At 68.6% G+C, this 14,125-nt stretch carries 9 protein-coding genes; 4 read left to right on the top strand and 5 right to left on the bottom strand.

All coding sequences use genetic code 11. The annotated features are described in order from the left end of the window. Positions 1-436: 436 nt before the first annotated feature. Complete coding sequence (locus ACIQF0_RS30345; RefSeq protein ID WP_401034885.1) at positions 437-3,967, bottom strand: FkbM family methyltransferase; 3,531 nt, start codon at positions 3,965-3,967, stop codon at positions 437-439. An 18-nt stretch (positions 3,968-3,985) separates the two neighbouring features. Beyond that, positions 3,986-5,329: a glutamine synthetase family protein gene (locus ACIQF0_RS30340; RefSeq protein ID WP_360037294.1), complete on the bottom strand. Its 1,344-nt coding sequence runs from the start codon at positions 5,327-5,329 to the stop codon at positions 3,986-3,988. A 41-nt stretch (positions 5,330-5,370) separates the two neighbouring features. On the opposite strand from ACIQF0_RS30340, the gene ACIQF0_RS30335 reads away from it, so the two are divergent. Together ACIQF0_RS30335 and ACIQF0_RS30330 are read left to right on the top strand one after the other, a co-directional pair. Further along, positions 5,371-6,006, top strand: a complete 636-nt coding sequence (locus ACIQF0_RS30335; protein WP_401034882.1) for an LppX_LprAFG lipoprotein — start codon at positions 5,371-5,373, stop codon at positions 6,004-6,006. After that, entirely contained in the window at positions 6,006-7,517 is a 1,512-nt protein-coding gene (locus ACIQF0_RS30330) for an MFS transporter (protein ID WP_401034879.1), read from the top strand. Before ACIQF0_RS30335 ends, ACIQF0_RS30330 begins: the two co-directional genes overlap by 1 nt. Here ACIQF0_RS30330 and ACIQF0_RS30325 read toward each other — a convergent pair. Together ACIQF0_RS30325 and ACIQF0_RS30320 are read right to left on the bottom strand one after the other, a co-directional pair. Then, entirely contained in the window at positions 7,472-8,995 is a 1,524-nt protein-coding gene (locus ACIQF0_RS30325) for an alpha/beta hydrolase (protein WP_401034876.1), read from the bottom strand. The genes ACIQF0_RS30330 and ACIQF0_RS30325 overlap by 46 nt on opposite strands. Then, positions 8,995-10,557 (bottom strand): alpha/beta hydrolase, encoded by a 1,563-nt coding sequence (locus ACIQF0_RS30320; protein WP_401034873.1) that lies wholly within the window; start codon positions 10,555-10,557, stop codon positions 8,995-8,997. Before ACIQF0_RS30320 ends, ACIQF0_RS30325 begins: the two co-directional genes overlap by 1 nt. 29 nt (positions 10,558-10,586) lie before the next feature. Between ACIQF0_RS30320 and ACIQF0_RS30315 the strand changes: the two genes are divergently transcribed. Continuing rightward, complete coding sequence (locus tag ACIQF0_RS30315) at positions 10,587-12,299, top strand: NAD+ synthase (protein ID WP_401034871.1); 1,713 nt, start codon at positions 10,587-10,589, stop codon at positions 12,297-12,299. On the opposite strand, the gene ACIQF0_RS30310 is transcribed toward ACIQF0_RS30315, so the two are convergent. Next, positions 12,296-12,865 (bottom strand): hypothetical protein, encoded by a 570-nt coding sequence (locus ACIQF0_RS30310; protein WP_401034868.1) that lies wholly within the window; start codon positions 12,863-12,865, stop codon positions 12,296-12,298. The two genes, ACIQF0_RS30315 and ACIQF0_RS30310, sit on opposite strands and share 4 nt — an antisense overlap. 67 nt (positions 12,866-12,932) lie before the next feature. On the opposite strand from ACIQF0_RS30310, the gene ACIQF0_RS30305 reads away from it, so the two are divergent. Next, the gene (locus ACIQF0_RS30305; protein WP_401034865.1) at positions 12,933-14,123 is read left to right on the top strand and encodes a sensor histidine kinase; all 1,191 of its coding nucleotides are present in this window, start codon (positions 12,933-12,935) and stop codon (positions 14,121-14,123) included. The last annotated feature ends 2 nt before the right edge of the window (positions 14,124-14,125 follow it).

Genomic DNA, 14,125 nt, shown 5'->3' with positions numbered 1-14,125 from the left:
TAGTCTTGCCTCAAAGGAACTACCTCGACGAGGAGGTAATTCATATATTACTGGCTGTGTTTCGGCACGCTGTTGAGTTCTCAAAGAACACGCGCTCACCGGTTCCAGTCTCCGTTTCCGGAGGCTTTCTCTCGGGGCTTGTGTTGAAAGCTTAGCCAGTTCGTTTTCGCTTTGTCAAATCGGCGTTTCCGGCGATTCAGGCTCTGCGCAAACTCGCTTCGCATTCAGTTTTTTGCTTGGTTCAGAAGTTATCTGAGTGGCTTTCCCGGTGTCAAATCGGGGTCATTTTCAGATCCCGGACAGCACGTTAGGCCGTTCATTTACTTCTGGGGGTTTGACGCCGTGAGACTTTACCCGGCCCGATCCGCGGTGTCAACCGCTCGTTCCGGGGTCTCGCTTGCGACTTGGAGAAAGTTACTGATGGGGACGATCAAAGTCAAATCGCCTGGTCAGCGGGCTGCTTGATCGGCACGGACGGCGAAGGAGCAGCCGGCTTGGCCCCGACCGGACGCGGTCGCAGCCACAAGGTGATGGAACGAAGTCCCTCCATCGCCCGCACGATCTGGTCCGGCGCGGCGGGCTGACGGGTCGCCACCGGCACCAGGTCGTAGCCCCAGACGCCGAACTCCTTGAGGACCGTCACCGGATCGTCACCGAAGTCCGCCGTCGACGTCGCGGAGAACTCGAGGAACACGTGCGGCCTGTCGCGACGCAACAACCGGACGAGTCCCGCGAGAGCGCGATGCCCACGTCCAGGCGTGTCGACCTTGACGACGGAAAGCTTCATCCCCTGCACGAGGGCGATCTCTTCGAGCGCCTTGTCCAGGCGCACGGACTTCACCCGTGCAACGTCTTCCCCGGCATCGGCGGCCAGCGGCGACACCGACACACCACCGGTCAGCGTCGGCGACACCGCCAGCTCGCCCGCGCTCTCCCACGCGGCGCCCTCGACCACGGTCATCCGATCGGCGACCGCGGCGGGAAGGTTCGCCGTGACGTTGTGCCTCAAGAGCGCGGCAGCGGACGCGTCCGGTTCGACGGCGACAACGGCGCCCATCAAGCCGAGCCGCGACAACACCCGAATCGAGTGATAGCCGACGTACGCGCCGACGTCGAGGAAGATCCCGTCCGGTTCCAGCACGGAGTCGAGCAGTTCCGCGAGTTCCGGCTCCCACACGCCGTTGGACGACAACAGCGGAAGCATGAACGCGTCGTCGGAGGGCAGCCGCATCATGCCCGCGTCGCACAACACCAGCGACGAACGCACGGCAGGCGCGTCACCAGCGTTCTCGTGCTGACGAACGACCACGCGCCGCAACGCGTCCGCGGTCTGTTGTGCCTGATGGGCGGTGCGCAGAGCGGCGTCCAGGCGCGTGTCGCGCTCGCGGAACACCTCGACGACCTTGGACTCCAGCGAGTCGATCCGGTCCAGCGTCCGGTCGAGGGCGACGGTCAGCTTGTCGATCCGCTCGGCCAGGACCTCGTCCGACTTCGCGCGCTTGGCCGCCTCGGCGACGACCGCGTCCTCGACGTCGCGCTGCCGGCGGCCCTGCCCGGCCATGTCCGCGCGCACGCGCACGACCCCGTCGTCGACGCCGATCAGCTGGTCGGCGAAGTGCGACTGCCGCCCCGCGACCTGCTCGACCTCGGCGCGGAGCAGTTCCAGCTCGCCGGCACCGACGCCGGCCTTCAGCGCGTCCTGCCGGTTGACCAGCTCGGACACCGTGCGCTCGACCCCGTCGATCAGGGTGTGCAGCACCTGGCGCATGTGGTTGTCGTAGTGGTCCAGCGCGCGCAGCACGACCTTGCGCAGCGCGGGTGCCATCGGCGTCCGATGAGGGCCGTCCACGGTCGGTTGCCGCAGTAACGCGTGCTTGGCCGACTGCAGCGCGAGCATCGGGTCGACCTCGGCCTTGGGCTTCGGCCGGCGTGCCCGCCATCCCCGGTACGCGTGCTCGACGCGTTCACGGAGAACTTCGGCCACGCGTGCGACTGAGCGCACGGACAACACGTGCTCACGTCCGGCCGCACCGAGCGCCTTGGCAGTGGGCAGGTCATCTGCCAATGAACGCAGCAACTTCGCGGCAGCCTGCACATCGGGTTCGGCGCCCTGGTGACACGGCACGAGAACCGCCGTCTTGCCGAACAGCTCGGCAACGGCGCCGTGGTCCGACGCGACGACGGGAACGCCTCGCACGGCCAGCTCGGCCAGGCGCAACGCGATCCGGTCGTCCGCCCCACCGCGGTGCAGCGACACCACGGCATCGGCGACCGCGGCCACGTCGAGGTCGTCGATCAAAGAAATCCGCTGGTCAGAGCCCGTGGCGAGGCGCAGTCGCTCGGCCGCCTCCGGGTGCTCGACGGCGCCGGACACCGCGATCCGCAGTTCGACGTCGGTGCGGTCGGGGAACGCGGTCAGGAACGCCGACACGGCGCCGAGCACGTTGCCGGGCCTGTCCAGTGCGTGGTCCGCGAGCGCCGCGAACACCACCACTTCGCCAGATTCGTGCTCACGTGCGCCAACGTCGTGCACGGGGACAGGCACCACACGCACGATGGGACCGCCGATGCGTTCGGCGGCGGCACGCGACACGTCAGATGAAAGCCACAGTTCGTTCACGCCCGTGCGGTCGTCCGCAGCCGTGGCGTCCAACGCGACGTCGACGACGAACCGTCCGGCTGGCACCTCGTCCCAAGAAGAAGCGCGCACCACGACGGGATAACCGGCGGCGGCCGACACGGGTAGCCCGGACGCACGCGCGGCGGCGAGCATCAGCTCGGCCAGTGGTCCCGAGCCCACGACGGACACGCCGAGCTGGTCGAGCAGTGCCGGGCCTTCCGAACGGGGCTGCGGCACGGCAGGCGCGGGCAACCGTCCGGAAGCGACACCCACCACGGAGCACCACTCACGCCAGGCGTCGGCGTCCGCGGCGAAGGGTGCCGGGAACTGCTGCTGCAGCGAGGCGTCCGCACGCCACACCGCGTCGGCCCAGCGCGTGCCACCGTGCTCGGTCGCCTCGCACGCCCACATGAGGAACCCGCCGCCACCGTCCTCACCGAACGCCGGCGGCGGCGTCAGCAGGGAGGCCCGGTAGTCGGCGCGCAGCTCGGACGGGATCTGGGTCCCGTCGATCAGGGAGTCGAACCGGTACGGCACGGGGGCCGCGGACCAGCCGCTGCGCACCAGTTCGGCACGGTAGGCCTGGCAGAGCTCGGCGACCTCGGGGTGCTCCGACAGCAGCACGCGGGGACGTTCCGCGAAGTCGGCCGACAGCAGCCAGGGCCGGCGCGGGTCGAACCCGCGGAAGTGCACGGTCAGCAGGTCCTGGCCGACCACGGCCAGCGAACCGGACTCGGTGCGGTGCAACGGCCTGTCCGCGACGTTCCACACGGACAACCCGAGCCGTGCGTCGCGCACGACGAAGTGCGGCACGATCGCGGGCATGTCCAAAGAGGTCAGGTAGGGCTCGGAACCCTTGCCGACCGCGATGAACCCGGGGTCGAACGCCCCCTGGTCGTGCAGGTCGGCGGGTCCGGGCTGCAGACCGTCGGACGGCAACGGCCGCAACGTGCGAGGCAGCATCACGACCGGTGCGGTGCGCAAGGCCTCCAGCACGAGCTTCGTCAGCGACCCGAACACCTGCACCCACGGGTCGAGGTACAGCACGGGCATGCCCTGCGACAGCAACGCCTCCAGCAGCCGCGGCACGATCGCGGCCTTCAGCTCCGCGGCGTCGAGCGACGTCGCGAGCACGTGCAGCTCGTCCTCGGTGACACCGATCTCCATCGGCGTGATCAGCCCGGGACCCGCGTGCTCCGGCTGCGCGTCGACGATCAGCGCGACGAACCGGCCCTCGGGGTGCTCCGCGAGGAACGAGCTGGACAGGACCTTGACCGCGGGCAGCTCCGCCGCCGTGGCGACGGTGCACGCGCAGATCGTCGGCTGGAACTCGGGAACCTCAGTCACGGAGAGCACGTATCTGCCTCACAGCATGGGAAGAAGAGTGCGCAACTCGTACGGGGTGACGCTTCGACGGTACGCGTCCCACTCCGTCCTCTTGTTGCGCAGGAAGAAGTCGTAGACGTGCTCGCCGAGCGCCTCGGGAAGCAGCTCCGAGTTCTCCATCTCGGTCAGCGCCTCGCCGAGGTTCTGCGGCAGGTTCGAGTATCCCGCCGCGCGACGCTCGCGGTCCGTCAGCGACCACACGTCGTCCTCGGCGGGCGGCGGCAGCTCGTAGCCCTTTTCGATGCCCTTGAGGCCGGCGGCCAGGATCACCGAGTAGGCCAGGTACGGGTTGCACGCGGAGTCCAGCGAACGGATCTCGACGCGGCGCGACGACGACTTGCCCGGCGAATACATGGGCACACGGACCAATGCCGAACGGTTCGCGTGACCCCAGCACACGGCCGTGGGGGCTTCACCGCCGACGATCAGCCTCTTGTAGGAGTTGACCCACTGGTTCGTGACGCCGGAGATCTCGCGCGCGTGCTTGAGGATGCCCGCGACGAACTGCTTGCCGATGTCGGAGAGCTGGTACGGGTCCTCGTCGTCGTAGAACGCGTTGCGGTCGCCCTCGAACAGCGAGAAGTGCGTGTGCATGCCCGAGCCCGGCTGGTCCGAGAACGGCTTGGGCATGAACGAGGCGCGCACGCGTTGCGTGATCGCGACCTCCTTCACCACGTAGCGGAACGTCATGACGTTGTCCGCCATGGTCAGCGCGTCGGCGTAGCGCAGGTCGATCTCCTGCTGGCCGGGCGCGCCCTCGTGGTGGCTGAACTCGACGGAGATGCCCATGGCCTCCAGCGCCTCGATGGCGTGGCGGCGGAAGTGCGTGGCGGTCTCGTGCGAGGTCTGGTCGAAGAACCCGCCGTTGTCGGCGGGGATCGGCTCGCTCCCGTCGCCGGGCAGGTCCTTGAGCAGGAAGAACTCGATCTCGGGGTGCACGTAGCAGGTGAACCCGGCCTCGCTGGCCTTCGACAGCGTGCGGCGCAGCACGTGGCGCGGGTCGGCCCACGACGGGGAACCGTCCGGCATGGTGATGTCGCAGAACATGCGCGCGGAGTAGTTGGTGCCCTCCGGCGTCTGCCACGGCAGCACCTGGAACGTGCCGGGGTCCGGCTTCGCGACCATGTCCGACTCGTAGACGCGGGCGAAACCCTCGATCGCCGAGCCGTCGAACCCGATGCCCTCGCTGAAGGCGCCCTCGAGCTCGGCCGGTGCGACCGCCACGGACTTCAAGAAGCCCAGGACGTCCGTGAACCAGAGCCGGACGAACCGGATGTCGCGTTCCTCTAGCGTGCGGAGCACGAACTCCTGCTGGCGGTCCATAGGGCGCAGCTTAAGGGCTCGGGACTCTCTACGATCAACGCATGTCCGCCCGTTGGTTGTTGGTTTGCGCACTCGCCCTGCTCACGAGCTGCACGTCCGGGGGAGATCTCCCCGATGGTGCGACCTTGCTCTCGAAATCGGCCGAGTCGATGCGCTCGGTCAAGAGCGTCCACTTCACCATCAAGGTCGACGGTGAGCTGCCGGACGTGCCGGTGAAGGAGGCCGACGGCGACCTCACCTCGGCAGGCGACTCCAAGGGCACCGCGAAGGTGACGTTCGGCGGGCAGCTGCTGTCCGTCGAGTACGTCCTGACCGGCGGAAACCTGCACTTCAAGGGCCCGACCGGCGGGTTCACCAAGCTGCCGGCGGCGTTCGCGGGCCAGGTGTACGACCCGTCCGCGATCCTGAACCCGGACAAGGGCGTCGCGAAGGTGCTCGCCTCCTCCAAGGACGCGAAGACCAAGTCGTCCGGTGACGTGTCGGTGGTCGAGGCGACGGTGCCGAAGGACGTGGCGGCCGGGCTGGTGCCGGGCATCTCCGCGGACGTGAAGGCGACGTTCTCGATCGACAAGGACAACAAGCTCAAGAGCGCGCTGTTCGAGCTTCCCGCTGGTCAGAAGGTCGACATCGGGCTGACCGACTTCGACGAGCCCGTCACCGTGACAGCGCCTGCCTAATGCGCAAAATCGCTCTGGCCGCGTCCGGCGCGGCTGTTCTGCTGGGCGCGCTCGACGCGTACGTCGTCGTCGGTGTCCTCACGGACATGGTGCGCGACCTGGGCATCGCGGTGAACGAGCTGGAGCAGGCGACGCCGATCGTCACCGGGTACCTGCTCGGGTACGTGGCGGGCATGCCGTTGCTCGGGCAGCTGTCGGACCGGCTCGGGCGGCGGTTCGTGCTGCAGATCTCGCTGCTCGGGTTCCTGGTGGGCTCGGTGATCACGGCGCTGGCGGCGGACGTGCCGCTGCTGGTGCTGGGCCGGGTGGTGCAGGGCCTGGCCGGTGGCGCGTTGCTGCCGGTGACGATGGCGCTGGTCGCGGACCTGTGGGAGGAGCAACGGCGGTCGTCCGCTCTCGGGACCGTTGGTGCCGCTCAGGAGTTGGGGTCTGTTCTCGGCACGCTGTACGGCATCGCGGTGGCGTCGCTGTTCAACGCGATGCCGTTGTTCGAAGCGTGGGAGCCGCAGAGCTGGCGGTGGATTTTCTGGGTGAACATCCCGTTGGCGGTCATCGCGATGGTGATCGTGCAACGGTCAGTGCCGAACACACGGCGCGACGTGCGCATCGACGTGGTGGGCGGGGTGTTGCTCGCCCTGGCGTTGTCGTTGCTGGTCGTGGCGCTCTACAACCCGACGCCCGCAGAGTCCGTGCTGCCGTCGTGGGGCTGGCCGACGCTCATCGCGGCGTTCGTCGTGCTGGGTGGCTTCTTCTTGTGGGAACGCCGTAGTGCCGTGCGACTCATCGATCCCGACGGCGTGCAGTGGCGGCCGTTCTGGGCCGTGCTCGGGGTGTCGCTGGCCGCCGGTGCCGCGTTGATGGTGACGCTGGTCGACGTGGAGTTGTTCGCGCAGACCGTGTTGCGCCGCGACTCGGCGGCCGCGGCGACGTTGCTGACGCGGTTCCTGATCGCGTTGCCGGTCGGCGCCGTCCTGGGTGGATTCCTCGCGTCACGGCTCGGCGACCGCTGGGTGTCCTTCGGTGGACTCGCGCTGGCGTCGGTGTCGTACGTGTTCATCGCGCAGTGGCCCGCTGACGTCAGTGGGCTCGTGCTCACGCGTGACCTGGCCATCGCCGGCTTCGGGCTGGGCCTGGTCATCGCGCCGTTGTCCGGTGCTGTGCTGCGGGTGGTGCCCGCCGTGCGTCACGGCGTGGCGTCGGCGTTCGTCGTCGTCGCGCGCATGACGGGCATGCTCGTCGGCGTGGCGTCGTTGTCCGCGTGGGGACTTCACCGGTTCCGCGAGCTCACGGCAGGCCTGAACACACCGCTGCCGTTCGGCGTCGAACCCGCTGAGTTCCAGCGGCAGATGGCCGAGTACCAGCGCGGGCTCACCGAGGCGCTGCTCACCGAGTACCACGAGATCTTCCTGATCACGGCGGTGATTTGCGCTGTCGGCGCGCTGGGCTCGATCCTCCTGCCCGGTCGTCAGCAGACGGAGTCTGTTTCGGGCAGTCTCAGGTCCGCCAAGTAGTTCGTGCCCACGGTGTCCACGCAGTTGATGCCCGCGAGGAACGCCGTGTGCTGGTTTCCGTTGTACGTCAGCAACCGCGCGCCCAACGCCCGTGAGAGGTCCACGCCGGACTGGTAGGGCGTCGCCGGGTCACCGGTCGTCGACACCACCAGCACCTGCGGCAGCCCGTTCACGTTCGGCGGATGCGGTTCCGACGTGTGCGGGGCCGGCCAGAACGCGCACGGGCCGAGCGCCGTCTCGTCGGTGGGGATCGTGTCGTTGCCGAGCAGTTCCAACAGCCTCCGACGGTTGGACTCCAGGGTCGCCCGGTCCTTGATCGGCGGTTCGTCGACGCAGCGGATGGCCACGAACGCGTCCTGGATGCGGCTGTAGGTGCCGTCCTGGGCGCGGCCGAGGTACTGGTCGGCGAGTTGCAGCAGGGTGGTGCCCTTGTTCTGCCGCAGTTCCTGGAGGCCCTTGAGCGCGGTCTCCCACAGCCGGTCGGTGTACATCGCCTGGATGATGGCGGTGTTCGCGTCCGAGTGGGACAGCTTGCGGTCGCCGACCTGCATCGGGGTCTTCTTGAGCGGCTCGATCATCTGCCGGAACTTGGACTCCGCCGTGGCCGCGTCCCTCCCGATAGGACAGTCGCGTTGCGCGCACCAGCCGGCGAACCGCTGGAACGACTCCTCGAAGCCCTGCGCCTGACGGGCCGACGCCGCCACCTTGTCGCCGTCGACCTCCACCGCGCCGTCGAGCACCATCGCGCGCACGTTGCGAGGGAACATCTCGGCGTACAAGGTGCCGATGCGCGTGCCGTAGGAGTAGCCGAGGTAGCTCAGCTTCTTCTCCCCCAGGGCCGCGCGCAGCACGTCGACGTCCCGCACGACGTCACGGGTGCCGACGTTGCGCAGCAGGTCGATACCGCTGCGCTCGGCACAGCGGTCGACGAAGAACTTGTTCTCCTGCTCGGTCTGGTTCGCGCTCTCGCCCTTGGGCCGCAGCCGCTGCGCGTCGCGTTCCGCGTCGGTCAGGCACTGGACGCGGGGCTGGCTCGCCCCCACGCCGCGCGGGTCGAAACCCACCACGTCGAACCTCTTGCCGACCGGGTTGTTCGCCTGCATGTTCGCGACGTGCGACATGCCCGAACCTCCCGGACCGCCGGGGTTCAGCACCAGGGAACCGACCCTCCGGTCCTTCTCGGTGGCGGGCCGGCGCAGCAGTCCTACGGTGATCGTTCCCGCGTCCGGCTTCTCGTAGATGAGCGGAACCTGCAGACGCGCGCATTGGATGCCCTCGCGCTCGTACAGGGTCTTGCTCTTCGCATCGGTCGCGTAGGGCTGGCACGCACCCCACGACAACACCTGCGAGTAGAAGCGCTCGATGCCCTTGCGGCCGGCGACGGGCGAGCCGTCGATGCGCGCGAAGGACGTGGACGTACCGAACAGAACGATCAAGGCGAACAAGGCCGCGGTGACTCGGGATCGCCTCTTCGTCATTAGGCGCACCGGGTTCCGTCGGCGGGCAAAGTCTGGTCTACCAGGTACTTCACACCTGCGGCGTCCACGCACCTGTCACCCTGCAGGAAGACTGTGTGCTGGACGCCTTCGAACGTGAGCAGCCGCGAGTTGAGCGCTTTGGCCAGGTTCACGCCTGCCTCGTACGGCGTCGCGGGGTCGCCGGTCGTGGAGATGACCAGCAGCGGCGGGATGCCGTCGGCCTTGGGCGGCGCGATGGTGGCGCTCACCGGCGCCGGCCAGAACGAGCACGCGTCGAGGGCCGCGCCCGGCGGGTTGCCGTCGTCGAGGAACGGCGCCGCCGCCTTGTACTGCTTCGCGGTCTCGAGCAGGGCGTTCTTGTCCGTCAGCCGTGCGTCGTCCACGCAGTGCACTGCGTTGAACGCGTCGGTGATGGTCGAGTAGTTGCCCTGCTCGTCACGGTCGTAGTACGCGTCGGCGAGGGCCAGCAGCCTGCTGCCCTTGCCGTTCTTCAGCTCCTGGAGGCCGTCCAGCAGGATCGGCCAGAGCTGTTCCGAGTACATCGCCTGGATCGCGGCGGTGATGGCGTCGTTGTAGGACAGCTTGCGATCACCCACGCCGACCGGCTTCTGGATCAACGGGGTGGTCAGCTGGCGGAAGCTCGCGTTCGCGTCGTCGCCGAGAGGGCAGTCCTTCTTCCCTCTGCACCACTTCACGAACTCGTCGAAGGCCTTCTGGAAGCCGGCTGCCTGGGCGACCAGCGACGCGAGCTGGTCCTGGGTGGGGTCGACTGCGCCGTCGAGGATCAGTGCGCGCACGTTCTGGGGGAAGGTCTCGGCGTACTCAGTGCCTATCCGGGTGCCGTACGAGTACCCGACGTAGCTCAGCTTCGCGTCGCCGAGCGCAGAGCGGAGGACATCCATGTCCTTAACTACGTCCCGCGTGCCCAAGTTGGCGAGCATTGACGCACCGAATTTTGTCTCGGCGGCACACTTCTCGGCATATGACCGGTTCTCTTGCTCCGTTTGGGCGATTCCGGCCGGGCTCGTGTCCACATCGAGGTCCAAACGCTCCGCGTCGCGCTCCGGTCCGGTCAGACATTTGACCGCCGGCTCGCTCGCGCCGATGCCCCTCGGGTCGAATCCGACGAGATCGAACTTCGCCGCGAGGTCGGTCTTGCGGTACTCGGTGATCATGCCCGCGGCCGACGCCATGCCGGACGCGCCGGGGCCGCCGGGGTTGGTCAGCAGCGAGCCGATCTTCTGCCCGGTGGCCTTGTACCGGAGCACCCCGATCGTGATCGTGTCGCCGGTCGGCTTGCCGTAGTCGAGGGGAACCCTCAGATGCGTGCACTCGACGTCGCGCTTGGTGCCGTACGCGTCCCTGCTGGACCCGGTGGTGGCATAGGGAGCGCAGTCCTCCCAGCCGAGCTTTTGGCCGTAGAACTCCTCCAGACCGGCGGGCACGGTGCCGGCCGGACCCGTCTTCTCGAAGATGACGCCGGGCTTGGACGTCCCTTCGACGATCGACGTGCACGACGCGAGCAGCGGAATGACGAGCAACACGCTCAAGAGACGGGCCACAGCCCGATCGTATGGGAGATGATGAGGGCATGCCGCAGCTTCGGATCGCGCTCGCCCAGGTCAACGCCACTGTTGGTGACCTTGCCGGCAATTCGTCGTTGGTCGTGGAGTGGACGCGCAAGTCCCGTGAGGGCGGCGCTCACCTCGTCGTGTTCCCCGAGATGGTGCTGACCGGCTACCCGGTCGAGGACCTGGCGATCCGCACGTCGTTCGCCCGCGCTTCCGGCGAGGCCCTGCAGACGCTGGCGGGGTCGCTGGAAGCCTCGGGCCTGGGCGACATCGCCGCCGTCGTCGGGTACCTGGAGCACGACTCCGTCGGCCCGCGCAACGCCGTCGCCGTGCTGCACGGCGGCCGGGTCGTCGCGCGGCAGAACAAGCACCACCTGCCGAACTACGGGGTGTTCGACGAGCGCCGGTACTTCAAGCCGGGTTCGTCGCTGGACGTCGTGCGGATCAACGGTGTCGAGGTCGGCATGGTGATCTGCGAGGACCTGTGGCAGGACGGCGGCCCGATCACCGCCCTCGGCAACGCCGGGGTCGACCTGGTGGTCTCGCCCAACGCCTCCCCGTACGAGCGCAACAAGGACGACCAGCGGCTGCCGTTGGTCGCGCGCCGGGCAGCCGAGGCCGGCGCGCCCCTCGCCTACTGCAACCTGGTCGGCGGCCAGGACGAGCTGGTGTTCGACGGCGACTCGCTCGTCGTGGCGGCCGACGGCCAGCTGATCGGCCGGGCGCCGCAGTTCGTCGAGCACCTGATGTTCGCGGACTTCGACCTGCCGGGCGGCCGCGACTACCAGGACGGTCAGGTCGGCGACTTCTCCGTGCGCCGCGTGTTCCTGTCGGACGCGGTTCCGGCCTACGAGCCGTTGCCCGCGCCGCGCGTGTTCGAGCCTCTGTCCGATGAGGCAGAGGTGTGGCACGCGCTGGTCACCGGCCTGCGCGACTACGTGCACAAGAACGGCTTCCGGTCCGTGGTGCTCGGTCTGTCCGGTGGCATCGACTCCGCCGTGGTGGCCTCGCTGGCCGTGGACGCGCTCGGCGCCGACTCGGTCTACGGCGTCTCGATGCCGTCGTCCTACTCGTCCGAGCACTCACGTTCGGACGCCTCCGACATGGCCGCGCGCACGGGCCTGCACTTCACCACCGAGCCGATCGGCGAGATGGTGTCGACGTACGTCTCACAGCTGAAGCTGACCGGCCTGGCCGAGGAGAACATCCAGGCCCGGTGCCGCGGCATGCTGCTGATGGCGTTGTCGAACCAGAACGGCCACCTGGTCCTCGCGACCGGCAACAAGTCCGAGCTCGCCGTCGGCTACTCGACCATCTACGGCGACGCGGTCGGCGGCTACGCCCCGATCAAGGACGTGCTGAAGACCCTGGTCTGGGACCTCGCCAAGTGGCGCAACGCCGAGGCCGAGAAGCGCGGCGAGACCCCGCCCATCCCGGAGAACTCGATCTCCAAGCCGCCGTCGGCCGAACTGCGCCCCGGCCAGGTCGACACCGACTCGCTGCCGGACTACGAGATCCTCGACGCCCTGCTGGACGACTACGTCCACGGCGACCGCGGGTACGACGACCTGCTGGCCGCCGGGCACTCGCCGGAACTCGTCGACCGGGTGCTGCGGATGGTCGACAAGGCCGAGTACAAGCGCCGGCAGTACCCGCCGGGCACGAAGATCTCGAACAAGGCGTTCGGGCGGGACCGCCGGCTGCCGATCACGAACGGATGGCGCGAGGGCTAGATCCCCCAGCTGATCCCTTCGAAGATCCGAGTCACCCGCAGGCGCGGTGCGTCGAAAAGGCGGGCTTCGCCGGTGTGCATGGCGACGAGGGTGTCTCCTCGTCGCCACCAGGTGTCGGCTGCCCCGCGAACCTCGGGAAGCGGCTCGTAGCCGTCGAGGTCGACGTCCTCGCCGACGACCTTGGTGATCCGGGTCGCCAGCGGGACGGCGTGGTCCGCTAGCGCCAATGCCTCCACCCAGCCTTCGACTGACTCGTGCAACACCACCAGCGCGTCGTCCTCGATGCCGAACTCGCCCTCCGGCCCGATCAGGAACGTGTAGGGCAACGCCGTCCGGACAGGTCCCGCTTCGAACCACTGGCCGCCGGGCCCTTCCTGCGAGAGGCCGGCCTCAAGGCGACGCGGGCCACCGTCGTACTCCAGCGCGGGCGGCAGGACGAGACCTCCCCAGCGTCGTTGGTACTCCCCGCGCCGATCGGCCTCGGTCTCCCGCACGTCCTCGCCGAGCGGGTACTGGCGATGGCCGTGCACGTCGAGGAAGATCTCGGCTCTGCGGGTGAGAGTCACGCGGCCACAGCAGAAGTGGAGCCTGCTCCACCGCGCGCTCTGGGTCTGTACGGATACGTTTCTCGACATGAAACGGATTTGGGCGGCGCTGGTCTACCTCGCGAGCGGCCTGTTGACGGCCATCGCGTCGTGGCTCGCCATCGGCGTCCTGCTGCTGTCCGTGGTCGTGCTGCCGTTGCTGCCGATCACCGCGCCCTGGATCCGGCGGATCGTGGACTTCGACCGGCGGCGGCTGGCGAGGTTCACCGGGGTCGAGATGCAGTCGCCGCCGCCGCTGGACGGGCCGTGGCTGCATCGCGCGCAACGCGTGCTGGCCGAGCCGGACAGCCGTCGTGACGGGATCTGGCTGATCAGCCACGCCCTGTTCGGGACGCTGTTCGGAGCGGTCGCGATCGGGATTCCCGGAGCGCTGGTGCAGCAGCCGGTGGCCCTGCTGTTCTGGTGGACCGTTCCCGGCGGGATGGAGAGCTCGTTCGGGGTGCACGTCGACTCGTGGGGCATGGCGCTGCTGAGCGTGCCGATCGCGATCGTGCTCGCGCTGATCGTGGCCCAGTTGCCGCGGCTGGCCCTGCTGGACGCGAGGTGGGCCGGGAAGTTGCTGGCACCGCCCAAGGCGTCGCTGGAGAAGCGGTTGGCCGAGGTCGTGGCCACGCGGGCGGCGGCGTTGCAGGCGCACGGGGCGGAGCTGCGGCGGATCGAGCGGAACCTGCACGACGGGACGCAGAACAAGCTGGTCGGCGTGGTCATGATGCTCGGGATCGCGGAGCGGACGCTCAAGCAGAACCCGGACAACGCGGCTCAGGCGCTGCTCAGGGCGCAGGACGCGGCGGGCGACGCGTTGGAGGAGCTTCGGAACGTCGTGCGCAGCATTCATCCGCCGGTGCTGGAGGATCTGGGACTGGACGGGGCGATCCAGGCGCTGGCGGCGCGGTGCCCGGTGCCGTGCGTGCTCACGGCCGAGCATCTCGGGCGGTTGCCCGCGGCGGTGGAGGCGGCGGCGTACTTCGCGGTCGCCGAGGCGCTCACGAACGTGGCCAAGCACAGTGGCGCGAGGCATGCCTGGGTCAGTCTCGGGGTGAAGGATGATCAGCTCACCGTTCTCGTGCACGACGACGGCAAGGGTGGCGCGGACGAGAAGCAGGGGACCGGGTTGGACGGCATTCGTGGCAGGGTCGGGGCGCTGGACGGCAGCGCGGACGTGAGCAGTCCCGAGGGTGGGCCCACCGTGCTCACCGTCGTGCTGCCGGTGGGGAGGTGACC

Origin of the sequence: Lentzea sp. NPDC092896, assembly GCF_044754905.1 — a bacterium.
GTDB lineage: Bacteria > Actinomycetota > Actinomycetes > Mycobacteriales > Pseudonocardiaceae > Lentzea.
Note: the sequence above shows the minus strand (reverse complement) of the source record. Positions and strands in the feature narration are given on the sequence as shown.